Consider the following 23991-nt stretch of genomic DNA (forward strand, 5'->3'; position numbering starts at 1 on the left):
TCAACGTTCCGGTGCGGGAGGCCCCGTCGGGACCCGCCAGCCCGGGACGTGCACGGGGAGACGGACGGTGAACGTCGTCCCGTCCTCCTCGGACGAGTCCACCTCGACCGCCCCGCCGTGGGCCCGCACCAGCTCGCGCACGATGAAGAGCCCGAGCCCCACGCTCCCGCTCGCGTCGTGCATGTCGTGCGGGCCACGCCGGAACGCCTCGAAGATCTCCGGCGTGAGCTCCCGCGGGATCGGCGGCCCGCGGTTGTGGACCGCCACCACGTGCGCGGCGCCTTCCCCCCACAGCGCGACGCGGACCGGTGCCCCCGGCGGGCTGTGCTGGATGGCGTTGCCGACCAGGTTCGAGATCACCTGCGCGAGCCGCTCCGGATCTCCCGAGGCGGGCGCCGACGCGGGCAGGTCGAGCGCGATCTCGCGATCGGGGTGGACCTCCTGGAGCTCCGCCACGGCGCGCCGGGCGACCTCGGCGAGGTCCATCTCACGCGGCTCGAGGGGGATCGCGCCCTCGCTCCGGATCCGCGTGAAGTCGAGGAGGTCGCGGATGATGCGCGTCATCCGGTCGGCGCTCGCCCCGAGACGGGAGAGCGTCCGCGCCTGCTCCTCGCTGAGGCCGCCGCGGCGCCCGAGGAGCCCGGCCGCCATGCGGATCGCGGCGAGCGGCGTGCGGAGGTCGTGCCCGACGACGCCGACGAGGCGCTCCTGCAGCTCCACCGCGCGGCGCGCCGCCTCCTCCGCACGCTGCGCCTCGAGCCGCGACGCCCGCTCGGCCTCGTACAGGCGGGCGCGATCCAGCGCCTGCCCGCACTGGTGAGCGAACGCCTCCAGGAACGCGCGCTCCTCCTCGTCGAACGGCTGGGGCGCGCCGAACGCGACCGCGATCGCGCCGAGGATCCGCTCGCCGGCCGCGAGCGGGAGCGCCGCGAGGGACCGCACCACGCCGGCCGGGAAGCCGCAGACGCGCGCCTGCGCGGCGAGCGCGCCCGGACCGCCCTGCAGGAAGATCGCGCGGCGCTCACGAACGGCGGCCGCCACCGGGAGATCGGCGGTCACCGGCACGAGCGCACGGCCGCTCGCCTGCTCCAGCGCGCCGCGGTGCCCCGCGACGTGCACGTCCCGGCCGCCCTCGGCGAGCAGCCCGACCCAGCACGCCGTGGCCCCGGGGAGCGCGTGCCCGCGGATCGCGATCACGGCCGCGACGTCGCCAGGCGTGACCGCGGCGGAGAGCGCCGCCGTCGTCGCGTGCAGGCGCGCGAAGCGATCTGCGATCCCGCGCTCCGCCGCGGCGGCCGCGTCGCCGCGGCGCCGGAACTCCTCGACCGCCCTGGCGGGTTCCCCGATCGCCCAGGGTTCCGCCGGCGCTTCCGGCCACTCCACAGACATGACTCGCCCCGGCGCAGGAGCATAGGCGCGCACCTCCGCCTCCGAATCTCCCTGCGAGGGTCGGCCCTTCCTGCTAAGGGCATCGCTCATGTCCGAAAAGCCCGCCACGCCTCCCGCGCAGCTGCAGATCCAGATCGAGCTCGATCCTGCCACCGCGAACGGCGCGTTCGTGAACATGGCGCTCGTGAACCACACGGAGACCGAGTTCACGCTCGACCTCATCTACGTCCAGCCGCAGCAGCCGAAGGCGACCGTCCGCGCCCGCGCGATCACCACGCCGAAGCACATGAAGCGACTCCTCCTCGCGATCCAGGAGAACCTCGCCCGCTACGAGGCGCGCTTCGGCACCATCGACCTCGGCGACGCGCCTGCGTTCCCGCAGGGCGGGATCGTGAACTAGGGCGGGACGTGCGCGTCCAGAGCCCGGTCCTCGGCAACGTCCTCGAGCTCGCCGCGGCGCCGGCTCGCGTGGTGAGCCTCGTCTCCTCGGCCACGGAGGTGCTCGCCGCGATCGGCGCGGGCGACCTCGTCGCGGGCGTCTCGCCGTACTGCGCGCGGTACGTGCCCGGGCTCACCGCGCCCGTGGTGGGCGACTACGTGCACGCGGACCCCGAAGCGATCCGCGCCGTCCGCCCGGACCTGGTGCTCGTGACGGACGGGGTTCAGCTCCCGCTCGCGCGCCGGCTCGCCGACGCGGGCCTCCCCACGTACCTCCTGCCGGTCCCGCAGAGCCGGTTCGGCATCCTCGAGAACCTCGTCGCCGTCGGCGCGCTCACCGGCCGACTCCACGAGGCCCGCGCGCTCGCGGGGCGCCTCGAGCATGCCTGCGCCGAGCTCGCCGCCTCCGCGCCGCCGCGCCGACCGCGGGTGTACGCGGAGCTCTGGTTCGGACGGCACCCGCGGCGCCCCGGCGGTCGCTCCTTCGTCCACGACCTGCTGGAGCTCGCCGGGGCGGAGCACGTCCTCGCGGACGAGCCGTTCGCGTACGCGCCCCTCGATGTCGCGGACGCCGCGCGGCGCGCACCGGAGTGGCTCGTCGTCTTCCAGGAGCCGGAGTTCCCGGTCGACCCGGCCGTGCTCGTGCGCGAGCGCGGCTGGGAGCGGATGGTGGGCGACCGCGTCGTGCTGTCGACGGTCGAGGTCGGAAGGAACCTCATCCACGACGGGCCCTCGTTCGTCGAGACCGCGCGCTGGCTCCGGGCCGCGCTCGCCGGCGCGGCCTGACCCTCGGCGTCCGGGTCTCCGCCGACGGACGCGCCGCGGACGATCGTCCGCGGCCTGAACGCCCGTTCAAGCGCGATCCCCGCGATCTCGCGGGGTTGCCCCAGGCACGGGCGCTGCTCCTCCGCCTCCCATCCGGCGCGCACGTCGCGCGACCGGCGAACGGGAGAGAGCCACATGAGCGACACGAACGGAGCGCGGCGCCTCGCGGTGTACGCCGTGCCGGAGTCGAAGGACGGCGAGAAGAAGTTCTGGCCGAAGATCGGGGTCGCGTTCGCGAACCGGGACGGGAGCTTCTCGCTCCTCCTGGACGCGCTGCCCCTCGGCACGAACAAGCTGCAGATGCGGGAGGCGTTCCCGCCCGTGGAGGCGCGGAACGGGAACGGCGCCGTCCGGCGCGACCTCGAGGTGGTGGAGGTGCGGCCGTGAGCGCGCTCGCGAGATCCCTCGTCGCCGCCGCGCTGCTCGTCGCCGCGGTCCCCGCGCTCGCCGCGAAGAAGCCGCTTGGCGCGGGCGAGCGGATCGACCTGAACCGCGCTGGCGTCACGGAGCTGATGCGGCTCCCCGGCGTCGGGGAGAAGCGGGCGCAGGCGATCGTCGCGGCCCGCGGGAAGCAGCCGTTCCGGAAGCCCGAGGACGTCCTCGTGGTGAAGGGGATCGGGCCCGCGTGGCTCGCGAAGGTCCGGGCGAACGTCGCCGTCGGCGCGGCGCCCGCCGCGGCGCCGGTGCCGGCGCGGAGGTGATCCGCGCGCGTCGAAGGTGCAGCCTCGGCCCGGGTCCGCCCGGGCGAGGCGCGCCGCCGCATCCGTGCGCCAGCACGGCCGATTCGAGGCGTCGGGACGGGTCGCGCCGGAATGGCTGCTTGACAGCGTGGCCGCGCGTTCGCTACTCCCCGGAACGCTTTTCGGCTCGGAGGAACAGGGAAGCCGGTCCAAGTCCGGCGCGGTCCCGCCACTGTAGCCGGGGTGAAGTCGCCCTCAGCGCTGTCACCACTGCCGCGGCCGTCTCGCGGTGGGAAGGTGGAGGGCGGCGAGCGGAGCAGCACGCCCGCGACCCCGGAAGCCAGGAGACCTCCCTCCGGGTCCGCCGCGAATGGGTCGCGGCGTGAAGTCCGCGGGTCCGAAGGAGACCCGATGGCTTGTTCCCGAGGGATCTCCTCACTCCGGGCGCGCTCGCGCTCGGGCTCGCTTTCGCCACCGTGGCCGGCGCGCAGGACGCGCCGGCCCCGGACTCGCCCGCGCCGGTCGAGCTGCCGGAGCAGGTCGTCCGCGTGCCGCCGGCCTCCTCCACCGCCGCGGCCGATCCCACCGCCGCCGCCACGATCGTCGAGGCGCGCCGGTACGAGGGCGAGGCGAAGGGCGTCGCCGAGCTGCTCGCGGCGTCGCCGGGCGTGGAGGTGACGCGTTACGGGATCGCGGGCCAGCTCGCGACGGTGTCCGTCCGCGGGGTCGCCGCGGACGCGGTGAAGGTCCTCGTCGACGGGCTGCCGCTCGGCGGCGCGGGCGGCGGCGTGGACCTCGCCACCATCCCGCGCGCGTGGATCTCCCGGGTCGAGGTGATCCGCGGGCCCGTCGGCGCCGAGCTCGGCGCGGGCGCGATGGGCGGCGCGGTGAACGTCGTCACACGCGGCGGCGGGGAGCCGGAGACGTCGGCGGAGCTGACTGGCGGCTCCTTCGGGACCTGGTCGCTCGCCGCCGACCGGTCCGGCCGCGCCGGCGCCCTCACCTACTTCGTCGGCGCGACCGCGGAGCGGGCGAGCGGCGACTTCACGTACCTGTACGACGACCGGCCGTCGCTGTCCGGGAACCCGCTCGTGGAGCGGACGCGCCTGAACGACGGGGCTCGCCGCGCCGGCCTGATCCTCAAGCTCGGCGGTCCGCTCGGCGCGCTCGACGTGGACGGGCTCGCGGAGGTGTCGGGCGGCCACCGCGAGCTGCCCGGGCAGCCGAACCCGACCGACACGACGACCGGCGACTGGTCCGATGACGGCCGGGCCCTCGCCATGGTGCGCTTCGCCGGCCGGCCGTCACCGACGCTGGGCCTCTCGCTCCGGCTCCACGGGCGCGCCGATCTCCTCGACACCCGCCTCGCCGCGCTCGGCCCCGAGCCGACGCGCCAGCGCGGCGGGGCCGGCGGCGCGACCTTCACCGCGACGCTCGCTCACGGCCCGGGCCTCCTCACCGTCGCCGCCGCCGCCGAGCTCGAGGGGTACACGAGCCCCGCGCTCGGGGGCGCGCGCGTCCGGCCCGGCCTGTCCGCCTCGATCCAGGAGGAGGTCCTCCTCGCGGGCGGCCGGCTCCGGCTCGGGCCGGCGCTGCGGGTCGAGCGCACCGGGCCGTACGCGGGCGTGTCGGCGCGCGTGGGCGTCGCGCTCCGCGTCGCGCACGACCTCACGGTGCGCGCCAGCGCTGGCCGGACGTACCGGGTCCCGAGCTTCGCCGAGACGTGGCTGCAGCAGGGCCTCCTCGAGCCGAACCCGGAGCTCTCGGCCGAGGTGGGCCTCGGCGCCGACGCGGCGATCGCCTACGACGGCCCCCTCGGCGTCGCCTCGATCGGCGGGCACGCGACGCGGTACGACGACCTCATCACCTACGAGCCGGCGAGCCTCGGCCGCTTCAAGCCGTTCAACACGGGCCGCGCCCTCGCGGCGGGACTCGAGGCGGAGGCCGCGACCGTTCCCGCGCCGCGCCTGGCCGGGCTCTCCGTCTCCGCCGCGTACACGCTCCTCCACACCGAGGTGCTCCGGGGTCCGCCCGGCATCCTCGGGAACGATCTGCCCCGCCGTCCCCGGCACCGGCTGTACGCGCGCGCCGGGATCGCGCCGGGCCCGTTCGGCGCGCACGTGGAGGCACGCGTCCTCCGGCACCAGTTCGAGGATCGCCGGAACTACGCCCCGATCCCGGACCAGACGGTCTTCTCCGCAGGCGCCTCGGTCCGCCTGCTCCGCTCGCCCCGTCTCTCGCTGCACGTCGAGCTCGACAACCTCGCCGGAGACCGCTCCCTCACGGACGGGTTCGGCTACCCGCTCCCCGGCCGCACGCTGATGGTCAGCCTGCGCACCGGCGGCGCCACGGAAGGAACACCATGAGAAAGCTCCTCCCCCTCCTCCTCCTCGCCCTCGGCGTCGCCTGCCACAAGGAGCTCGTCTGCCCGACGGGCGAGGCCGCCTGCGGCGGCCGCTGCGTGTCGCTCCTCTCGGACGCCGCGAACTGCGGCGCGTGCGGCACGACCTGCGGCGCGCTCGAGACCTGCAGCGCGGGCGCCTGCGGCTGCGCGCCAGGCATCGCCACCTGCGGCGGCGCCTGCACCGACCTCGCGCGCGACGCCGCTCACTGCGGCGGCTGCGACACCGCCTGCACCGGCGGTGACCTCTGCCAGACGAAGGACGGCGCGACCGCCTGCACCGCGACGTGCGCGACCGGGTACTCCGCCTGCGGCGGCGCCTGCGTCGACCCGCAGACGGATCCGCGGAACTGCGGGGCCTGCGGCCACGCCTGCGCCGCGGGCGAGACCTGCCGCGCCGGGACCTGCGGCGCCGCGGTCGCGATCGCCTGCTACGCCTCGGCGGACATCCGCCCGGTCGACGCGGACCTCCAGCCCGCCGGCGCGCCGCGCCCGGCCGAGGGCGGGCCGACCGTGATCGCCGCCGCAGGAGGGACCGTGTACTCCGGCAACGGCTTCCCCGCCGGAATCGGCGTCATCCCGCTCGACGACCGGCTCCCGACGTCGCTCACCGTGCTCCCCGGGAACGACGTCGAGGGCGTGACGGCCCACGGCGGCGCGGTGCTCGTGTCGAACGCCGGCGTCGGCACGTTCGTCGTCCTCGATGCGGCCGGCGCGGTGCTCGACGAGGTCGTCCTCCCCGGCGACGCCCCGAACCCGCACGGCTCGGCGGTGCTCGGGACCACCGCGTACGTCGCGCTCTACGGCGACGGCCCCTCGGCCCAGCACGCGACGGCGGTCGGCCAGCAGATCGCGAAGGTCGATCTCTCCCAGCTCGCCGCCTGCGCGGCGGACACGGCCCCGCCCGCGTGCGGCGCCGGGAACGCCTGCGCCGCCGGCCGGGAGTGCCGCGACGGGCTGTGCCGCGTCCGCTGCGGAACGGTGACGGGCGCCATCGACCTCCTCGGCGTCGCCGGCGCCGCCGACGCGGGCGGCTACCCCTTCCCGAGCCGGGTCGCGACCGCCGGCACGAAGGTCTACGTCACCCTCGCGAACCTCGCGTTCGCGGACTTCGGCGGCGGCTTCGCCGGCTACTTCAAGCCCGCCGGCCACGGCAAGCTCGCGGTGATCGACACCGCCGCGAACGACGCGGTCTCGATCGTGGACCTCGGCGCGGGCTGTCAGAACCCCGGCGACCTCGAGGTGCGCGGCAGCACCGTGTGGGTCGCCTGCGGGTCGTTCTCCTTCCGGCAGGACGCGCCGGGCGTCGTCGTCCCGGTGGACGTCTCGGGCACGCCGCGGGTCGGGGCCGCCATCGACGCCTCCGCGATCGTCCCCGGGAACCTCGCCTTCTGCGGAGACCTGGGATACGTCACGGACCAGGCGTCGGGCGCGGTGCTCCGGTTCAACCCGGTCACCGGCGCGGCGGACGCCCCGGTGACCGTGTGCCCGACCGTCTTCTTCGCGCTCGCGTCCGACGTCGCGTGCCCGTGACCGCGCGCCCCCGCGCCGCGGGCGCGCTCCTCGCGATCGCGCTCGCGATCGCGGCGCCGCCCGTGGGCGCTGGGCCGGGCGGGGGCGCGGCGGCGACCGCCGACGCGCTCCGCCCCGGGAAGCACCTCGCCGAGGGCGGGCCGGTCTGGATCGGCCCGCGCCCGGCCGCACCCCCGCGGCGGGTGGTCGTGCTCGCGCCGAACCTCACCGACGTGGTGCTCGCGCTCGGCGCGGGCGATCGGCTCGTCGGCGTCACCACCGTCGACGACGATCCGGGGGTGAAGGACGTCCCGCGGGTCGGCGGGTTCATCGACCCGAACCCGGAGGCGATCCTCGCCCTCCGGCCGGACCTCGTGCTCTGGGTCACCGACGGCGGCGCCCTCGCGGCGGTCCGCCGGCTCGCCGAGCTGTCCGCGGCGTCGTCGCGGCCGTTCCCCATCGTCGCGCTCGACGTCGTGAGCGTCGCCGACGTGCTCGCCACGCCGCGGGTGGTCGGCGACGCGCTGGGGATGCCCGACCGCGGCGCCCGGCTGTCCGAGGAGCTCGCGGCGGAGGTGGAGAGCATCCGGCGGCGCGCGGCCGGCCTCCCGCGGCGCAGGGTCCTCTTCGTCGTCGGGCGCGAGCCGCTCGTCGTCGCCGGTCCGGGCAGCTTCCCGGACGAGCTGCTCGCCATCGCCGGCTGCGAGAACGTCGTGGGCGGCGAGCGGCCGTGGCCGGTCTACCCGCTCGAGAAGGCGGTCGCGGCGAATCCGGACCTCGTCGTGGACGGGGCGGCGCGCGAGCCGGCGGATGGGATCCGGCGGCTCGCCGCGATCCCCGCGGTCCGGCGCGGCGCGGTGGTCCGGCTCTCGAAGGACGACCTGCTCCGCCCCGGGCCCCGGATGATCCGCGGGCTCGAGGCGTTCTTCCGTGCGGTGCACCCGGAGGCGCGCGGGTGAGCCTCTCGCGCCGCGCTCGCCTCGCGCTCGCCCTGGGGGCCGGCGTCGCCGCGGTGGCGCTCGCGGTCGCCGCGTCGTGCCTGTTCGGCGCCCAGCCGGTGTCGCTGCGCGCCGCCTGGGCGGGCGTCGATCCCGACGCGGCGATCCTCTTCGGCCTCCGCCTGCCGCGCGCGGTCCTCGCCGCCATCGTGGGCTGCGCCCTCGCCGCCGCGGGCACCGCGCTCCAGGCGCTGCTCCGGAACCCGCTCGCGGAGCCGTTCGTGCTCGGCGTGTCGGGCGGCGCCGCCCTCGGCGGCTCCATCGTCCTCGTCGCGGCCGCCGGCCTCTCGCGCCTCGCGGGCACCGCCGGTGCGCTGCTCGGGGCGGCGCCGCCGGTCGCGCTGGGCGCCGTCCTCGGCGCCGCGGCGTCCACGCTGCTCGTGTTCGGTCTCGGCCGGATCGCCGGCCGCCTCGTGCCCGAGGCGGCGCTCCTCGTCGGCATCGTCTTCAACGCGTTCGTCGCCGGCATCATCACGCTCATGAAGATGCTCGTCCCGCCGGAGCAGGCGAGCCGCCTCATGTACTGGCTGCTCGGCGCGGTCGGCTACGAGTCGCCGTCGACGATCGCGCTCGGCGCGGCGCTCGTCCTGGCCTCGGTCGGCGTCCTGGTGGCGCTCTCGGCGAAGCTGAACCTCCTCACGCTCGGCGACGAGGAGGCCGCCTCGCTGGGCCTCGACGTGCGCCGGGCGCGCGCGTGGGTCTTCTTCGCCGCGAGCGCGGCGACCGGGGCGGCGGTCGCCCTCGCCGGGATGGTCGGGTTCGTCGGCCTCATCGTCCCGCACCTCGTCCGGCGCGTGGTGGGCCCGGACCACCGGCTGCTCCTGCCGGCGTCCGCGCTCTTCGGCGCCGCGTTCCTCGTCTTCGCCGACGTGGGCGCGCGCCTCGCGTTCCTGCCGCTCGGCACGGAGCCGCCGGTGGGCGCGGTGACCGCGTTCCTCGGCGGCCCCTTCTTCCTGTGGCTCCTCCGGCGCACCGCGCGCCCCGCGCCGGAGGTGTCGTCGTGATCGGCGCGCCCCCGCCCCCGACCGCCGAGCCCATCGTCGACGTCCGCGGCGTCTCGTTCCGCTACGGCGCCCGGGGCGCCCTGGAGAACGTCTCCTTCACCGCGCGCGCCGGGGAGTTCGTCGGTCTCCTCGGTCCGAACGGCGCGGGGAAGTCGACGCTCGTCCGGCTCGTGGCCGGGCTCGCCGCGCCCTCGGCCGGCTCGGTGCGGCTCGCGGGGCTCGATCCCGCGCACGCACCGCGGCGGGCCGTGGCCCAGGTCTGCGCGCTCGTCCCCCAGGAGCCACGGATCGGCTGGCCGTTCACCGTGCGCGAGGCGGTGATGATGGGGCGCGCGCCGCGCCAGGGGCTGCTCGCGCTGCCGACCCGGTTCGACCACGGCGCGGTCCAGGGCGCGCTCGCGGCCTGCGATCTCGTCCACCTCGCCGATCGCCGCCTGGACGCGCTCTCGGGCGGCGAGCGCCGGCGGGTCTTCTTCGCGCGAGCGCTCGCGCAGGAGCCGCGCGTGCTCCTCCTCGACGAGCCGACCGCGTTCCTCGACCTCGGTCACCAGGTCATGGTGATGCGGATGGCGGAGGTCGCCGCGCGCGGCGGGCTCTGCGTCGTCGCCGTACTGCACGACCTGAACCTCGCCGCGGCGGCGTGCGATCGCCTCGTCGTGCTGTCGCGCGGGCGCGTCGTCGCGGAGGGTCCGCCCGCCGACGTGCTCACCGCGGAGCGCGTCCGCGAGGTCTGGGACGTGCCGGTGTGGCGCGGCGAGAACGGCGTCACGGGCGCGCCCGTCGTGCTGCCGGCGCTGCCCAGGGATCGCTGACGGTCGGCAGGTGGGGGGGGCGCAGCGGGCGGGAGGGCGCAGGCCCCCGTCGCTACTGGAACAGGAAGATCCGCAGCGACGCCGCGATCTGCCGGGCCGACTTCGAGTCGACGCTCTGCCGGTAGCCGACGTCCAGCGCGATGCCGCTCCGCGAGACGAGCCCCGTACCGACCGACCACCACTTCGTGTCGAGCACCTCGTCGATGAGGAACCCGCCCCGGACCGGCACGAGGCTCCCGAGCAGCAGCTCCGCGCCGAAGCCGTAGCGGTTCTTCGTCCCGCCCTTCCCGGTCCCTCCGGACGCGACCTGACCGCGGTCGAAGTCGGCGCGCCAGTCCGCGGTGACCTGGAACAGCTGCTCGCTCCCGATGGCGAGCCCGGCGCCGACGCCCATCGGCGCGACGAGGTCCTTCGCGATCGGGATGAGGTTGTAGCCGGTGGCGCCGATCGACACGTAATCGGCCGCCTGCCAGAAGATGCCGGCGTCGAGCGTCGCCGCGTTCACGGGCTGCGGGCCGTGGAGCGAGTAGTACTTGCCGGCGACGCCCACCAGGAACTTCTCGACGAGGGGCCCTGCGATGGCGGAGGTCCAGAGGTTTCCCTGGTAGAGCCCCTCCCCCGACCGCGCGTAGGCGACCGCCGCCGTCATCGGGCCGGACGTCGAGTCGACCACGGAGCCCCCGAAGAACTGATCCACCGTCGTCGCACCGCGGCGATCGAACAGGACCGACCCGTCGACGGAGTAGCGCTTGCGCGCCGCGAGCGCCGCGGGGTTCACGTAGATGCCGTCGTTCCCCTGCGCGACGCCGATCCCCGACGAGAGGCCGAGCGTACGGGCGCCGACGAGATCTGGGATGCCACCCGGCGGCGGCGGCTCCGCCGCGGAGGCCGCGCCTGCGGCGAGAAGGATCAGCGCGGCGAGGACCGTCGTTCCGATACGCACCCGCCGAGGATACGGGCCGGTCGCTCCCCCGGCAAGGACGCTTGTCGCACCTTTCACGATCGCGCTAGGGTCGATCTCACCCGGCGCGGAGGTCCCCATGCGCAAGCGCGAGACGGACCGGTACAGGAGCCTGCTCGAGACGCAGCTTGCGTCGCTGGTGGGGCAGGGCGAGAAGGCCGTCCACGACATGGTGGGCACCGGTGGCGGCGAGATCCCCGACCCGAACGATCGCGCGACCGCCGAGGAGAACCGGAACTGGTCGCTCCGGCTCCGCGATCGCGATCGCAAGCTCATCGGCAAGATCCACCAGGCGCTCGAGCGGCTCGAGTCGGGCACGTTCGGCAAGTGCACCGCGTGCGGTCGCGTCATCGCCCCTGCGCGGCTGCGCGCGCGGCCGGTGACCGATCTCTGCATCGACTGCAAGACCGAGGCGGAACAGGTGGAGAGATAGCCGCCCCGACGCTCCGGGGCGGCTCGGCCGGACCGCTCGACCCGCTGGTTCACCGGCGCCCCCCGGGCTAGATTGCCCGGACCATGGCGACGAAGAAGATCCGCAAGGCCGTCATCCCCGCGGCGGGGCTCGGGACGCGGTTCCTGCCCGCGACGAAGGCCGTCCCCAAGGAGCTGCTCCCGATCGTGGATACCCCCACGATCCAGTACATCGTCGCGGAGGCGGTCGCGGCTGGCGTGCGCGACGTCATCCTGATCTGCGCGCGCGGGAAGGACTCGATCGTCGATCACTTCGACATCGCGGGCGAGCTCGAGGCGCACCTCGAGCGCGCGGGGAAGCACGAGCTCAGGAAGCAGATGCGGGACATCGCCCACATGGCGAACATCGTCACCGTCCGGCAGCAGGAGCCGCTCGGCCTCGGTCACGCCGTGCTCTGCGCGAAGGACCTCGTGGGCGACGAGCCGTTCGTGGTGATGCTCGGCGACGACATCATCGACGCGAAGGTCCCGGGCACGAAGCAGCTCGCGGACTGCTGGGAGCGGCACGGGCTCGGCACCATCGCGCTCATGGACGTGCCGCGCGACGAGACGCACATGTACGGCATCGCGGCCGGCCAGAAGATCGACGACCGCACGATCCGGATCGACCGGCTCGTCGAGAAGCCGAAGCAGGACCCGCCGTCGACGCTCGCCGTCATCGGCCGGTACGTGCTGCCCCCGCGCATCTTCGAGATCCTGGAGGGCGTGCGCCCGGGCGTGGGCGGCGAGATCCAGCTCACCGACGCGCTCGCCGTCCTCGCCCGCGAGCAGGGGCTCCTCGGCTACCGGTTCGAGGGCGAGCGCTACGACGCCGGCGACCGCTTCGGCTACCTGAAGGCGAACATCATGTACGCGCTGAAGCGGCCCGAGCTCGCCGAGCCGCTGCGGGCGCTGCTCGAGGAGATCGAGAAGTGACCGCCCGCCGCGCGGTCGCCGCGCTCGCGCTCGCGGCGGCCCTCCCGGCGCTCGCGTACGTTCTCCCCCCCGCCGCGATCCTGCGCCGGCTCGGCGAGCGCCGCGCCGCGCTCGAGCTGTCGGCCCTCGAGGTCACGGGCACGGTCCAGCTCCTCGGGCCCGCCGCCGACCGGCTCGCGTCGGTGGGCGTCCCGCGGCCCCCCGGCGGCGAGCTCTCCGCGCCGGCGCGCTTCCTCATGAAGATCCCGGGCCGCTGCCGGCTCGAGCTCGCGCTGCCCGAGGTCGCGGAGGCGGCTCGCCCCTTCGTCGCGGTCCGGGACGGCGCGGTCACCGGCCGCGGCGGCCTCGACGCGGTGCCGGCGGCGGTCGCGCTCGTCCGCTCGACCTGCGCCCTCATCGGCCAGTCGACGCAGGGCGACGCGACGGACGTGTACGCGAGCGTCCTCGCCCGCCGCGGCGTCGCCCTCACCGACGCGAGCCTGGGCCGGTTCGACGGCCGGATCGCCTACGTCATCGGCGGGCGCGAGCGGGACGCGAAGCCGCTGCTGTTCGTGGACAAGGACGGCTTCCAGCCGCTCCGGCTGGTCTCGCCCGAGGGCGGGGCGCTCCAGGACGTGCGGCTCCTCGGCTGGGGCTCGAACGTCGGCGGCGACTGGTTCCCGCGCGCGGTGGAGGTCCTGGAGGGCGGAGCCCTGAGGCTCCGCTTCACGACCGACCACGCGCAGGCGAACCCGAAGATCGCGGACGGGATGTTCTAGGGGCGGCGGCGCCGTGGAGCGGCGCCCGTTCCCGTGACCGTACACGTGCCCGATCCCGGGCCCGATTCCCGCCTCCCGTGGCCCCTGGCCCGTCCCACGTGACCGGACCCGGCACGAGCGCCGAACGGTACGGCACGGAAACGATGTGGGCGCCGGCGGGCACCGGCCCGGGGCAGGGCCCACGGCCCACGGGCCACGGGACCCGGCTCACGGGAACGGGTGGCGGGCACGATCACGGTCACGGCGACGGTCACGGGATGACGTCACCTTTCATCGTCCCGTCCCCTACGCCGTCGCCAGCTCCCCGTCTCCGCTCCCGCCCTCGTCGCCCGAGTCCGGCTCGACGTCGCTCCGGTACTTCCGGAGCACGCGCTTGAAGTTCGAGCGGTCCATCCCGGCCTTCCGCGCGGCGGCGGAGATGTTGTTGTCGCACGCCCGCATGAGCGCCTCGACGTAGCTCTTCTCGAAGCGCCGGAGCGCCTGCTCCTTCGCGGCGGCGTAGGACAGCGTGAGCCACGCGCTCTCGTCGCCGTTCGCGGGCGCCTCGCGGACGAGCGGCGCGGTGCGACCCGTGACGGCCGGCGGGAGATCGGTCGGGCCGATCGCCTCGCCGCGGCAGAGGACGACGGCCCGCTCGATGGCGTTCTCGAGCTCGCGGACGTTGCCCGGCCAGCGATAGCCACAGAGCAGCTCGATGGCCTCCGGCGCGACCGTGCGGACCTTCTTCCCGAGGCGCTCCGCGTACCGGCGGAGGAAGTGATGGGCGAGGAGCGGGATGTCCTCGACGCGCTCGCGGAGCGCGGGGAGCGGCACGTTGATGACGTTCAGCCGGTAGAAGAGGTCCTCGCGGAACTTGCCGCCCTTGACGAGCTTCGGGAGATCCCGGTGCGTGGCCGCGATCACGCGGACGTCGACCTTCACGGAGTCCGCCGAGCCGACGCGCTTCAGCTCGCCCTCCTGCAGCACGCGGAGGAGCCGCACCTGCGTCGCGGGCGGGATGTCGCCGATCTCGTCGAGGAAGATCGTGCCGCCGTCCGCGGCGTCGAAGAGGCCCTTCTGGTCGCGCTGCGCGCCGGTGAAGGCCCCCTTCACGTGGCCGAAGAGCTCGGACTCGAGCAGCGTCTCGGTGAGCGCGCCGCAGTTCAGGGCGACGAACGGGTGGCCGCGCCGCGGGCTCTTCGCGTGCAGCGCGCGGGCGACGAGCTCCTTCCCCGTGCCGCTCTCGCCGGTGACGAGCACGGTCGTGGCGCTGTAGGCCACGGCGTCGATCATCCGCGCGACCTCGCGGATCGGCGCGGAGTTGCCGACGATGCCGTCGCCCTGCGGGCCGCTGGCGCGCTCGCGGAGCGCCGACTCCAGCTGCCGGTTCCGGTCGAACAGCATCTTCCGCTCGGCGGCCTTCGCCACGGCGCGGGCGACGAGCTCCACGTCGTCGAACGGCTTCGTGAGGTAGTCGTACGCACCGGACCGGACGGCGGCGAGCGCCGTCTCCACCGTGGCGTGGCCGGTCATCATGATGACCTCCACCTCCGGACGGCGGTGCTTCACGGCGTTCAGGAGCTCGAGGCCCGAGAGCTGGGGCATCTTGATGTCGAGCAGCGCGACGTCGAAGTCCTCCTGCGCGAGCTTCTGCGTCGCCGTGATGGGCGAGTCGAGCCCCAGCACGTCGTAGCCCTTCTTGCGCAGCAGCGCCTCCAGCGCGCGGAGCAGCGTCGGCTCGTCGTCGACGACGAGCACGCGCACGGGTTTCTGCTCGACGGCCTCGGTGATCATGACGTGATGTCCTCCCTGTCCTTCCGCTGGTGCGCCGCTGGCAGCTCGACGACGAAGCAGGCGCCCTGGTCCGGGCCCGACTCGGCGCGGATCGAGCCGCCGTGCTCCTCGGCGATCTGGTAGCAGATGGAGAGGCCGAGCCCGGTGCCCTGCCCCTCCGGCTTGGTGGTGAAGAATGGCTCGAAGATCCGCTTGGCGATCTCCGGCCGGATGCCCGGCCCGGAGTCGGTGACCGACAGCCGGACGCGGCCGGGGTCGGACGCGCCGGTCGTGAGGACGACCCGCCCCTCGCCGCCCATCGCCTGCAGCGCGTTCACGAGGAGGTTCACCGCGATCTGCTGGAGCTGGTTCGCGTTCGCGAGGGCGACCGCGGGCTCGTACCGGCGGACCACCTCGAAGCGGCCGCCCTTGAGCTGCGACGAGAGCAGGAACAGCGCGTCCTCGAACACCTGCGACAGCTCCACCGGCCCCTTCTCCTCCTCGCGCGGGCGGCGCGAGAAGCGGAGCAGCGACTCGACGATGCGCTTCGCGCGGTTCGCCGCGTCCTGGATGAGCCGGAGGTTCTCGATGTCGTCGGCGGAGCGCTCCTCGCGGCTCATGAGCTGCGCGAAGGCGAGGATGCCGCCGAGGGGGTTGTTGATCTCGTGGGCGACGCCGCCCGCGAGCTGGCCGACCGCGGACATCTTCTCCGCGTGGAACAGGCGCCGCGTGACCTCGCGCTCGTCGGTCACGTCCTTGTAGACGACGACCGTGACGCTCTCGGCCTCGAAGGGGAACGACCGCACGAGCCAGGTGCGCTCGCCGAACCTCGCCTCGCGCTCCGCCGCGCCGCCCCGGGGGAGGGCGCAGCGCGAAGGGCACGGGAGCGCGCCGAAGCCGTGCTCGGCGCACCGCAGGCCGTTCAGGAGGTTGATCTGCACGCCCGCGGCGCGCGCGAACGCCGCGTTCGCCCGGACGACCTCGCAGCCGCCGTCGCGCATGATCGCGAGCGGATCGCCGATCGCGTCGAAGCAGGCGCGCCACTCCTGGGCGGCGCGCACGAGGGCCTGCGAGCGCGCGGCGAGCTGGCCGTCGAGGTCGCGGTTCAGGCGCTCGAGCTCCGCGTTGCGCTGCGCGACGAGCTTCTGCAGGCGCGCGTTCTCCTCGACGATCCAGTACTGGTCGACCGCGCTCTGGATGGTGATGAGGAGGTGCCCGTCGTCCCACGGCTTCCAGATGAACCGGTAGATCTCGGACTGGTTCACCGCCTCCTCGATCGCCGTCGAGTCGGCCTGGCCCGTGAGGAGGACGCGCTGCACGCGCGGCCAGCGCTCCTTCACCTCGCGGAGCAGCTCCACCCCGGACATGCCCGGCATGCGGTAGTCGGAGACCACCACCTGCACCGGCTCCGCCTCGAGGATCCGCAGCGCTCCCGGCGCGTCCGGGACGTCGAGCACGCGGCACCGCGCGCGACGGAGCACCCGCCGCAGCGCGCGGCGGACGTGCTCGTCGTCGTCGACGATGAGGAGCGTGGACTCGGGGGCCGAGTCCGGGCGCAGGCCCACTCCCCTCTGGTGAACCGCTGACTCCATGGCGTCCCGACCAGGGCCTGCATGGTGTGGTCCATTGTCACCGGACCGACCGCGCCCTGTTGTCGGGCAGTTGCCCGGAGCACCGTCCGGGTGAGGCACTGCCCGGGGTCATACCATACCCATCAGTGAACGGGATCAGGGTCGGCCCGACCCATGACCTGGATCAGCGGTTCTCGCCGATCAGCGTTCAGCGACCGCCGGCGTCGTAGCGGTACGACTGCGCCTGGTAGAGGCAGATCGTGTTCCGGCCCGAACGCTTCGCCTGGTAGAGCGCCTCGTCCGCGTAGCGGAGGAGCAGCTCCGGCGAGCCGATGTCCTTCGACGGGTAGAACGCGAGGCCCATCGACGCCGTGACGTGCAGCGCACCGTCGGCCCCGAGGCCCGTCGCCGGGGTTCCGGGCGGCACCGGATACCGGCGCCCGCCCAGCTCCTTCCAGATCCGCTCCGCGACGGAGAGCGCGCCCTGGAGGTGCGTCTTCGGGAGGATGACCGCGAACTCCTCGCCGCCGTAGCGGGCGCAGATGTCCGGATCCCGCGTCGAGGCGCAAAGCTGCTCGGCGGCGCCCCGGAGCACGACGTCGCCGAAGGGGTGACCGAACCGGTCGTTCACCTGCTTGAAGTGATCGAGGTCGATCATGATGAGCGACACCGGGTCGGAGTAGCGCTGGGCGCGGCGGAACTCCTCCTGGAGCCGCTCGTCGAACGCGCGCCGGTTCTTGAGGCCGGTGAGCTCGTCCGTGATCGCCTGCTCGGCGAGCTTGCGCTGCGTCTCCCGGAGCTGATCCTGCAGGCTCTTGATGCGCAGCATCGCCGCGCAGCGCGCCAGGATCTCCGCCTCGGCGAACGGCTTCGCCAGGAAGTCGTCCGCGCCAATCCGGAGGCCGGTCACCTTCGAGTCGAGATCGGCCTTCACCGACAGGATGATGACCGGGATGAACCGGTCCTCGGGGCGCGCCTTCACGATCCGGAGGACCTCGAGGCCGTCCATGTCCGGGAGGACCATGTCGAGCAGGACGAGATCCGGCGGCTCGCCCCGGACCTTCCGGATCGCCTCCTTGCCGTCGGCGGCGGTGGCCACGAGGTAGCCCTCGCGGTCGAGGACCTTCACGAGCCACTCGAGCTGCGTTCGGGAATCGTCGACGACGAGGATCCGGGCGCGGTGTCCGGGCACGGCGCGACTGTACCCGACGAGGACGCCGCTTGCCCAACCCCTCCCCGTCGACGCGGTGCGCGCCCGCCACACACATCCGGAGCGTTTCGCGGCGGCGGACGGCGCGGCTAGGTTCGCCCCGTGGAGGGGCGCGCCCGATGGGAGGAGCAGGCGGCGATCCTGGTCGACGTGCTCGCGCGCGCCGCCGCGGCCGCGCCGCGCGGGGTCGTGGTGTTCGACCTCGACTCGACGCTCCTCGACAATCGGCCGCGCCAGGCCCGGATCCTCCAGGACTACGGCCGCGCCGCCGGCGTGCCCGCCCTCCTCGCCGCCCGCCCCGAGCACTGGGAGGGCTGGAGCCTCGACCGCGCCCTCGCGAACGCGGGCCTCTCGCCGGCGGAGGTCGCCGCCCACCGCGGCCCGGCCCGGCTCTTCTGGCTCGCGCGGTTCTTCACGAGCGCCTACTGCCGCCTCGACGTGCCCCTCCCCGGCGCGCCCGAGTACGCCCGCGCCGTCGCCGCGCGCGGCGCGCCGATCGCGTACGTGACGGGGCGGCCGGCCCCGATGGAGCCGGGGACGACCGAGGTGCTCCGGCGCTTCGGCTTCCCGCCGCCGGACGGGGCGCGCGTCCACCTCCTCATGAAGCCGGACGACGCGATGACCGACGACGCCTGGAAGGCGCTCGCGCGCGAGGCGGTCGACGCGCTCGGGCCGGTGGTCGCGGCGTTCGACAACGAGCCGGCGCACGTGAACGCGTACGCGCGGGCCTGGCCCGGCGCGCGGTGCGTGCACCTCGACACCGATCACTCGGCGCGCGAGGTCGCCGTGCTCGAGGCGGTGCCGTCGATCCGGGACTTCCGGCTGGAGCCCGCGGACGTGCGGGCGGGCGGAGCGCGGGCGCCGGGGCCGTGAGGCGCGCTCTCGCGTTCAGCAACTACTTCAGCCGGTCTCGGCCGGGAGCGAGGCCTTGCCCGGAGCGTACCGATCCATCCAGTCGTCTCCGAAGACCCTCCGCGCCGAGATGATGTTGTGCCGCCTGCAGGCGATCCGGACGTTGTCGACGGTCGACGCGCCGCCGAGCGCGACCGGCTCGATGTGATCGAACTCCAGCTGGTGCGTGGAGCCGCAGATCTCGCCGGAGGGGAGCCGAAACTGGCAGCGGCCGCCGTCCCGTTCCATCACCGCCCGCTTCACGTGCGCCGGGATGTGGTCGGACTTCGCCGGCCTCGGAGTCTTCCGCGGCTTCGCGACGAGGCCCTTCCGCTTCGCGGCCTTCTCGAGGAGGAGGTCGAGGCCGGCCTCGAGGAGCTCCTCCTCCGTCGCCCCCGGACGCGCGTGGGAGAGCGCATCCTTCGCCGCCTGGAGCTTGCGGAGGAAGCGATCGGAGACGGTGAGGTGGAACCGGCGCAGGTCCGCGGTGAGGGGGACGACCTCGGCGGGCCGCGGGGCGGCGGCGGGCGCGGCGGGACGCCTGCCTTCACGCATAGTGAGTTCGCCTGACGAACCGGGCGTGCAGTTCTCCTCCGCCGGCCCGGCGGCCCCGACCTCGAGCGGAAGGGTCGGGAGCGCGGAGGCGGGGCCGGCGGCGACCTTGGAGGGCGCGGTCCGCATCGGAGAGACGATGGTCCGGGTCGGCGGAGCGGGATGCGGCTGGAGCTCCGCGACGACCTCCATCGCCTCTCGCCGGGAGAGCCCGAAGAACCGGGGCAGCACGGTCTCCCAGTTCTGGGCGGTGACCACCCTCGCGGCCTCGACGATGGAGGTCAGGCAGAGCCGACCCTCGCCGAGCGCCTCGCCCACCGCGGGCACCTCTTCAATTAGCTCCGCCGCGACCTTGCGGTACTGGGCCGCCGCCTTGGAGAGCCGCAGCTCGCGGTGGAGGTACGCGAAGAGCGAGGCGTGCCCGAGCGTCATCCACGCCCGGCGCCGATCGAAGTCGGCGAGCGCCACGAGGAACGCGCCGAGGGCGGAATGCTCGCGGCGGAGGAGGGAGGCGAGGTTCGCGGAGAGGGCGCGTGCGGTGTTCATGACGCCACTCTCGCACGCGTTTTCGAGGCCTCCTGAAACGCACGGGAACGGTCGCTGAGGCGCGAACGCGGAGGGGCGCCGCGCGGACCCCTCGGCAACTTCAAGCGCTGCTCGCCGCCGAGCCGACGCTCCCCAGCGCCGTTCTCGCGTGAGCCCGAGCGCGAGCGCCGCTTTTCGCCGCCCCCGCGTCAAGCGTGCCATGGCGTTCCACTTGGGTGCGGCCGAGATTCATCCGCGCTGTGCCGGCGGCCTTGCAGATGATTCACTTATAGTGAGTTCGCCTGGCGAACTGCTGCCCGCCCGCCCACGGCTCGGCGACGCACGAGCCCTCGTCGCATCGTTCGAACATCGAAGCCCGGTCCCACGGAACGTCCCCCCGCGCGCCCCGCGGGCCCTCTCGACGGATCTAGCGCCACGACACAGGCTTCTTCGGAGCCGATCCCCACCGCGACGCCCCGTCCACGCGGCCCCGCCCCGGCCGTCCCCCTCTTCTCGAGCCCTTCCCCGCTCACCCATCGGTCACGCATCATCTCGACGAAGACGCTTGCCGAGACCCCGCGGGCCACGACGAAGACGCTTGCCGAGACCCCGCGGGCCACGACGAAGACGCTTGCCGACGCCCCGCGGGCCACGACGACGACGCCCGCCGACTCGCCTCGGCCGACACGCCCCTCCCCCCATCCCCCCCGCGCCGCTCACCGCCGCCGCGCGACCCCGCCGCTCTCCGGGTCCACCCGCCACTCCAGCCCGGCGTCGTCGAGCACGTCCACCACGAGGTCGACCCCGTCCGCAATCGCGGCGAGGAGGCGCCCGGCGCGCGCCTCCCTCCCGTCCGCCCCGACCACGACCGCATGCAGCGCGATCTCCAGGCGCCCGTCGCGGAGCGCGAGCGTCCCGGCGAGCGTGGCGAGCGCGAGCGGTCCCTCGAGCCGCTCCACCGCGCCGCCGGCCGCCGCCAGGTCGGCCGCGGCCAGGGTGCCGCTCCCGCGCACGAGCGCGGCGTCGAGCTTCTCCCACCGCGCGAGCTCCCCGAGGGCCCAGAGAAGGTCCTCGCCGCGCTCCACCCGCGCGAGCAGCGCGCGCTCGATCCGCGCCTGGCGGTAGTTCACCGGAGCGCCTCGTGGATGTCCTCGGGGATCACCGGCGCGAGCCCGCCACCGCCGAGGATGTTGACGATGGGTGACGCCGCGGCGCGGACGACCGAGCCGGACGGCCGCGACGGCCCGAGGCCGCAGTAGGTGGAGAGGTCACGATGGAGGACCGCGCGCGTCGTGCCCTCCGGCGTCACGCGGGTGGCCGGGCGGCGCGACGCGAAGATCCGCTCCTGCGCCACGAACCCGCCGCCGCGCCGGTCCGCGAGCGCCTCCTCGACGACGCGCGCCCAGGCGTCCGGCGCGAGCTCCGCGCCGAGGTGGACGCTCTTCCCGCCGTAGTCCCAGCTCCGCTTCAGGACCCAGCGCTCCCGCTCCGCGACGACGCGCGCCGCCATCGCTGGCTCGAGGCGGCGCGTGACCGGGAGGCGCCCCGCGGCGGCCCGCTCCGCCTCGTCGAGGCCGGCGCGCGCCGCGAGGGCCGCGTCCTCGGCGCACTCGGAGAGCCGCGCGAAGAGCGCCTTCGCCTCGAGGAGCCCGTTCACGGGGTTCGCGACGACGTACCTCCCGGGCGCGCGGAGCGCGCGGGCGAACGGCGCCGCGGGATCCACCCGGCTCGCCCACACGTGGCGGTAGAGGACGTCCCAGTCCTCCGGCACGCAGTCCTGCGGGACGAGGTTCTCCGCCCGGTGGCCCATCTGCCGGAGGTGCGCCGCGAGCCGGCGGAGCTCGCCGATCTGGGCGTCGCCGGGCCGCGCGACGACCGCGATGGACGGGCGGGCGCGGGTGCCGCCGCGCGCGCGATAGGTCCCGACGAGCGCCTCCCGCAGCCGCTCCATGTGGCTCCCGCACGCGGCGACGAGCGCGTTCTCCTCGCGCGGCGTCTTCCCCCGCGCCCGCGCCGCGGCGCGGATCCAGGAGAACGCGGCGAGGTCTGCGTAGCCCGACATCGCGGGGATGGTGGCGTTCAGCTCGAGGGCGCGGGGCGGGCCACCGCCCTCCGGCACGAGGAAGTCGACGCGGGCCATCGTCACCGGGAGCGGCGCCTCGTCGAAGAGCCGCGCCATCGCCTCCGCCTCGAGGCCGGAGAAGGGCTCCTCGAGCGCGGCGCGGTCGCGGGCGTCGCCCGAGACGAGCAGGGCGCGGGCGAGCTTCACCGCGCCCGACAGGATCCGCTCCGCCTCCGCGGCGGCGTCCGCGAGCGCCTCGCGCGACAGGATCTCCGGCTCCGCGACGAGGGGGATCGGCACCACGGTCCCGTCCGGCCGCCGGACCGTGAGACCCTCGGCCCACGCCCGCTCCGCCGCCGCGCGGCCCACCGCCTCGAGCGCCTCTCCCTCGAACAGATCCGTCATCCGGCTCCCGGCGCGGGGGGCCCGCGCGCTGCTCGCGCGGGCGTTGCCGGCCCCCGCTCCCTCTGATAGGCACGGCCGGGTGAAGATCTACACGAAGACGGGCGACGCGGGCGAAACGGGCCTGTTCGGGGGGCCGCGCGTGAGGAAGAGCGATCACCGCGTCGACGCCTACGGCGAGGTCGACGAGCTGAACGCCGCCCTCGGCGTCGTGCGGGCGCAGGTGGAGGATCCCGAGCTGGAGCGGCACCTCGCCCGGATCCAGGACGAGCTGTTCTGCGTCGGCGCCGAGCTCGCGACGCCGCACGGCGCCAAGGCGCGCTCCGCGATCCCGCCCGTCGAGCCGCGGTGGATCGAGCGGCTCGAGTCCGCCATCGACGCGTGGGAGACGGAGCTGCCGGCCCTGCGGGAGTTCGTGCTGCCGGGCGGCACGCGCACCGCCGCCGCGCTCCACCTCGCGCGGTGCGTCTGCCGGCGCGCGGAGCGGCGCGTCGTGGCGCTCGCCGCCGAGGTCGAGGTGGCGCCCGTCACGCTCGCGTACCTGAACCGGCTCTCGGACCTCCTCTTCGTCGCGGCGCGGATCGCGAACTTCCGGGCGGGCCGGGCGGAGACCGCCTGGGATCCGCGGCGGGAGCGGTGACGGTGGCCCGCGCGCCGATCCGGGTGGCGCTCGTGACCGGCGCCGGCGTCCGCGTCGGCGAGGCGATCGCGCGCGACCTCGCGCGCCACGGCTGGACCGTGGCGGCGCACCACCGCTCGCACCGGCCCCGCGGGTTCGCCGCCGCGCTCCAGGCGGACCTCGCGTCCGCGGACGGCCCGGCGCGCCTCGCCGCCGACTTCCGCGCGCGGTTCCGCCGGCTGGATCTCCTCGTGAACAGCGCCGCCGGCTTCGAGCCCGTGCCGCTCGCGGACACGGACGCCGCCGTCTTCGACGAGCAGATGGACCTGAACGCCCGCGGGCCGCTGCTCCTCGTCCGCGCGCTCGCCCCCCTCCTTGCGCGGTCCCGCGGCTCCGTCGTGAACGTCGCCGACGTGGGGGGTGGCCTCGTGCCGTGGAAGGGCTACGCCGCCTACTCGGCGTCCAAGGCGGCGCTCGTCCGGCTGACCGAGTGCCTCGCGCTCGAGCTCGCGCCGCAGGTCCGGGTGAACGCGGTCGCGCCCGGGACCGTGCTGTGGCCGGAGTCGTATCCCGCCGGCCGCCGGCGCGAACTCGCCCGGCGCATCCCGCTCGGCCGGGCGGGGACGCCGCAGGACGTGGCGGACGCGGTCCGGTACCTCGCGGAGGCCCCATTCGTGACCGGCGCGATCCTGCCGGTCGATGGCGGCCGGCACCTCGCCGGCCGGGTCGGGTGAGCTGCAGGCCAGGTCGCGTTGAACGGCCGCAGCCCGGCTGTTAGACTCCTTGCGCCACATCAAATCGGGTGCGATCTCGCGCGCCCGCACGGAGATTTCGAACAAATGGATGCGACGACCACGGTTGCCCCCTCGACCGCCGCCCCTGTGGACCTCGGGATGTCGAACCCCGTCTCCCTCACCGCCAAGGCGATCGAGATGGTGAAGGACGCCATCGAACGCGAGGGCCTCCAGGGCTACGGCATTCGCGTCGGCGTCATGGGCGGCGGCTGCGCCGGGTTCCAGTACTCGATGGACTTCGAGAAGGACCCGAAGGACGGGGACCTCTCGATGGAGCAGGACGGCCTCAAGCTCTTCGTCGACCCGATGAGCTCGATGTACCTGCAGGGCGTGACCATCGACTACGTGGTCGGCCTCCAGGGCGCCGGGTTCAAGTTCAACAACCCGAACGCGCGGACCACCTGCGGGTGCGGGTCGTCGTTCTCGTACTAGCCACTGCCGCTGGGCGG

24 protein-coding genes and 1 riboswitch are annotated in these 23991 nt (G+C 74.9%); of the genes, 16 read left to right on the forward strand and 8 right to left on the reverse strand.

What is annotated here, in order from left to right; translation table 11 throughout:
• Positions 1-1389: a GAF domain-containing sensor histidine kinase gene (locus tag AMOR_RS05870; protein ID WP_248359532.1), complete on the reverse strand. Its 1389-nt coding sequence runs from the start codon at positions 1387-1389 to the stop codon at positions 1-3.
• An 88-nt stretch (positions 1390-1477) separates the two neighbouring features.
• Between AMOR_RS05870 and AMOR_RS05875 the strand changes: the two genes are divergently transcribed.
• The 9 genes from AMOR_RS05875 to AMOR_RS05915 all read left to right on the forward strand — a co-directional run bounded on the left by AMOR_RS05875 (position 1478) and on the right by AMOR_RS05915 (position 10059).
• Complete coding sequence (locus AMOR_RS05875) at positions 1478-1789, forward strand: DUF3467 domain-containing protein (RefSeq protein ID WP_248359534.1); 312 nt, start codon at positions 1478-1480, stop codon at positions 1787-1789.
• Positions 1790-1797: 8 nt separating this feature from the next.
• A complete protein-coding gene (locus AMOR_RS05880) occupies positions 1798-2613 on the forward strand; it encodes an ABC transporter substrate-binding protein (protein WP_248359536.1) in 816 nt (271 codons plus the stop codon).
• A gap of 174 nt (positions 2614-2787) precedes the next feature.
• Positions 2788-3039 carry a hypothetical protein gene (locus AMOR_RS05885; RefSeq protein WP_248359538.1) on the forward strand — a complete coding sequence of 84 codons (252 nt, stop codon included), beginning with the start codon at positions 2788-2790 and terminating at the stop codon, positions 3037-3039.
• Positions 3036-3353: a ComEA family DNA-binding protein gene (locus tag AMOR_RS05890; RefSeq protein WP_248359540.1), complete on the forward strand. Its 318-nt coding sequence runs from the start codon at positions 3036-3038 to the stop codon at positions 3351-3353. Before AMOR_RS05885 ends, AMOR_RS05890 begins: the two co-directional genes overlap by 4 nt.
• A gap of 146 nt (positions 3354-3499) precedes the next feature.
• Positions 3500-3683: riboswitch (cobalamin riboswitch) on the forward strand.
• Between the two features lie 65 nt (positions 3684-3748).
• Positions 3749-5698 (forward strand): TonB-dependent receptor plug domain-containing protein, encoded by a 1950-nt coding sequence (locus tag AMOR_RS05895; protein WP_248359543.1) that lies wholly within the window; start codon positions 3749-3751, stop codon positions 5696-5698.
• The gene (locus AMOR_RS05900) at positions 5695-7266 is read left to right on the forward strand and encodes an MXAN_6577-like cysteine-rich protein (protein ID WP_248359546.1); all 1572 of its coding nucleotides are present in this window, start codon (positions 5695-5697) and stop codon (positions 7264-7266) included. The genes AMOR_RS05895 and AMOR_RS05900 overlap by 4 nt, the downstream gene beginning before the upstream one ends.
• Positions 7263-8204 carry an ABC transporter substrate-binding protein gene (locus AMOR_RS05905; protein WP_248359549.1) on the forward strand — a complete coding sequence of 314 codons (942 nt, stop codon included), beginning with the start codon at positions 7263-7265 and terminating at the stop codon, positions 8202-8204. The genes AMOR_RS05900 and AMOR_RS05905 overlap by 4 nt, the downstream gene beginning before the upstream one ends.
• Positions 8201-9247: a FecCD family ABC transporter permease gene (locus AMOR_RS05910; protein ID WP_248359552.1), complete on the forward strand. Its 1047-nt coding sequence runs from the start codon at positions 8201-8203 to the stop codon at positions 9245-9247. Before AMOR_RS05905 ends, AMOR_RS05910 begins: the two co-directional genes overlap by 4 nt.
• Complete coding sequence (locus AMOR_RS05915) at positions 9244-10059, forward strand: ABC transporter ATP-binding protein (RefSeq protein WP_248359555.1); 816 nt, start codon at positions 9244-9246, stop codon at positions 10057-10059. Before AMOR_RS05910 ends, AMOR_RS05915 begins: the two co-directional genes overlap by 4 nt.
• Before the next feature lie 52 nt (positions 10060-10111).
• On the opposite strand, the gene AMOR_RS05920 is transcribed toward AMOR_RS05915, so the two are convergent.
• Positions 10112-11002, reverse strand: a complete 891-nt coding sequence (locus AMOR_RS05920; RefSeq protein WP_248359558.1) for a hypothetical protein — start codon at positions 11000-11002, stop codon at positions 10112-10114.
• 97 nt (positions 11003-11099) lie between these two features.
• On the opposite strand from AMOR_RS05920, the gene AMOR_RS05925 reads away from it, so the two are divergent.
• From AMOR_RS05925 to AMOR_RS05935, 3 genes are all read left to right on the forward strand, one after another.
• A complete protein-coding gene (locus AMOR_RS05925; protein WP_248359562.1) occupies positions 11100-11453 on the forward strand; it encodes a TraR/DksA family transcriptional regulator in 354 nt (117 codons plus the stop codon).
• Between the two features lie 83 nt (positions 11454-11536).
• Positions 11537-12406: a UTP--glucose-1-phosphate uridylyltransferase GalU gene (gene galU, locus AMOR_RS05930; RefSeq protein ID WP_248359564.1), complete on the forward strand. Its 870-nt coding sequence runs from the start codon at positions 11537-11539 to the stop codon at positions 12404-12406.
• A complete protein-coding gene (locus AMOR_RS05935; RefSeq protein WP_248359567.1) occupies positions 12403-13164 on the forward strand; it encodes a hypothetical protein in 762 nt (253 codons plus the stop codon). The genes galU and AMOR_RS05935 overlap by 4 nt, the downstream gene beginning before the upstream one ends.
• A gap of 285 nt (positions 13165-13449) precedes the next feature.
• Here AMOR_RS05935 and AMOR_RS05940 read toward each other — a convergent pair whose 3' ends face one another.
• The 3 genes from AMOR_RS05940 to AMOR_RS05950 all read right to left on the reverse strand — a co-directional run bounded on the left by AMOR_RS05940 (position 13450) and on the right by AMOR_RS05950 (position 17679).
• Positions 13450-14937: a sigma-54-dependent transcriptional regulator gene (locus tag AMOR_RS05940; protein WP_248359571.1), complete on the reverse strand. Its 1488-nt coding sequence runs from the start codon at positions 14935-14937 to the stop codon at positions 13450-13452.
• A complete protein-coding gene (locus AMOR_RS05945; RefSeq protein WP_248359574.1) occupies positions 14934-16481 on the reverse strand; it encodes an ATP-binding protein in 1548 nt (515 codons plus the stop codon). The genes AMOR_RS05940 and AMOR_RS05945 overlap by 4 nt, the downstream gene beginning before the upstream one ends.
• A gap of 214 nt (positions 16482-16695) precedes the next feature.
• Positions 16696-17679, reverse strand: a complete 984-nt coding sequence (locus AMOR_RS05950) for a diguanylate cyclase (RefSeq protein WP_248359576.1) — start codon at positions 17677-17679, stop codon at positions 16696-16698.
• Positions 17680-17799: 120 nt separating this feature from the next.
• On the opposite strand from AMOR_RS05950, the gene AMOR_RS05955 reads away from it, so the two are divergent.
• Positions 17800-18570 carry an HAD family hydrolase gene (locus tag AMOR_RS05955; protein ID WP_248359579.1) on the forward strand — a complete coding sequence of 257 codons (771 nt, stop codon included), beginning with the start codon at positions 17800-17802 and terminating at the stop codon, positions 18568-18570.
• 27 nt (positions 18571-18597) lie between these two features.
• On the opposite strand, the gene AMOR_RS05960 is transcribed toward AMOR_RS05955, so the two are convergent.
• From AMOR_RS05960 to AMOR_RS05970, 3 genes are all read right to left on the reverse strand, one after another.
• On the reverse strand, positions 18598-19686 hold the full coding sequence (locus AMOR_RS05960) for an HNH endonuclease (RefSeq protein WP_248359580.1): 1089 nt from the start codon (positions 19684-19686) through the stop codon (positions 18598-18600).
• 695 nt (positions 19687-20381) lie between these two features.
• Entirely contained in the window at positions 20382-20795 is a 414-nt protein-coding gene (locus AMOR_RS05965; protein WP_248359582.1) for a PCC domain-containing protein, read from the reverse strand.
• Entirely contained in the window at positions 20792-22132 is a 1341-nt protein-coding gene (locus tag AMOR_RS05970; protein ID WP_248359584.1) for a hypothetical protein, read from the reverse strand. Before AMOR_RS05970 ends, AMOR_RS05965 begins: the two co-directional genes overlap by 4 nt.
• 79 nt (positions 22133-22211) lie before the next feature.
• Here AMOR_RS05970 and AMOR_RS05975 point away from each other — a divergent pair, with 79 nt between their 5' ends.
• From AMOR_RS05975 to erpA, 3 genes are all read left to right on the forward strand, one after another.
• Positions 22212-22769 (forward strand): cob(I)yrinic acid a,c-diamide adenosyltransferase, encoded by a 558-nt coding sequence (locus tag AMOR_RS05975; protein WP_248359586.1) that lies wholly within the window; start codon positions 22212-22214, stop codon positions 22767-22769.
• 2 nt (positions 22770-22771) lie between these two features.
• Complete coding sequence (locus AMOR_RS05980; RefSeq protein WP_248359590.1) at positions 22772-23482, forward strand: SDR family oxidoreductase; 711 nt, start codon at positions 22772-22774, stop codon at positions 23480-23482.
• A gap of 159 nt (positions 23483-23641) precedes the next feature.
• Complete coding sequence (gene erpA / locus AMOR_RS05985) at positions 23642-23974, forward strand: iron-sulfur cluster insertion protein ErpA (RefSeq protein ID WP_248359593.1); 333 nt, start codon at positions 23642-23644, stop codon at positions 23972-23974.
• Positions 23975-23991 lie beyond the last annotated feature (17 nt).

Origin of the sequence: Anaeromyxobacter oryzae, assembly GCF_023169945.1 — a bacterium.
In the GTDB taxonomy this organism is placed as follows: domain Bacteria; phylum Myxococcota; class Myxococcia; order Myxococcales; family Anaeromyxobacteraceae; genus Anaeromyxobacter; species Anaeromyxobacter oryzae.

Coding starts and splice junctions, on each gene's coding strand:
- galU (WP_248359564.1), top strand. CDS start 11,537: ATGGCGACGAAGAAGATCCGCAAGGCCGTCATCCCCGCGGCGGGGCTC.
- AMOR_RS05900 (WP_248359546.1), top strand. CDS start 5,695: ATGAGAAAGCTCCTCCCCCTCCTCCTCCTCGCCCTCGGCGTCGCCTGC.
- AMOR_RS05925 (WP_248359562.1), top strand. CDS start 11,100: ATGCGCAAGCGCGAGACGGACCGGTACAGGAGCCTGCTCGAGACGCAG.
- AMOR_RS05870 (WP_248359532.1), bottom strand. CDS start 1,389: ATGTCTGTGGAGTGGCCGGAAGCGCCGGCGGAACCCTGGGCGATCGGG.
- AMOR_RS05875 (WP_248359534.1), top strand. CDS start 1,478: ATGTCCGAAAAGCCCGCCACGCCTCCCGCGCAGCTGCAGATCCAGATC.
- AMOR_RS05960 (WP_248359580.1), bottom strand. CDS start 19,686: ATGAACACCGCACGCGCCCTCTCCGCGAACCTCGCCTCCCTCCTCCGC.
- erpA (WP_248359593.1), top strand. CDS start 23,642: ATGTCGAACCCCGTCTCCCTCACCGCCAAGGCGATCGAGATGGTGAAG.
- AMOR_RS05940 (WP_248359571.1), bottom strand. CDS start 14,937: ATGATCACCGAGGCCGTCGAGCAGAAACCCGTGCGCGTGCTCGTCGTC.
- AMOR_RS05970 (WP_248359584.1), bottom strand. CDS start 22,132: ATGACGGATCTGTTCGAGGGAGAGGCGCTCGAGGCGGTGGGCCGCGCG.
- AMOR_RS05885 (WP_248359538.1), top strand. CDS start 2,788: ATGAGCGACACGAACGGAGCGCGGCGCCTCGCGGTGTACGCCGTGCCG.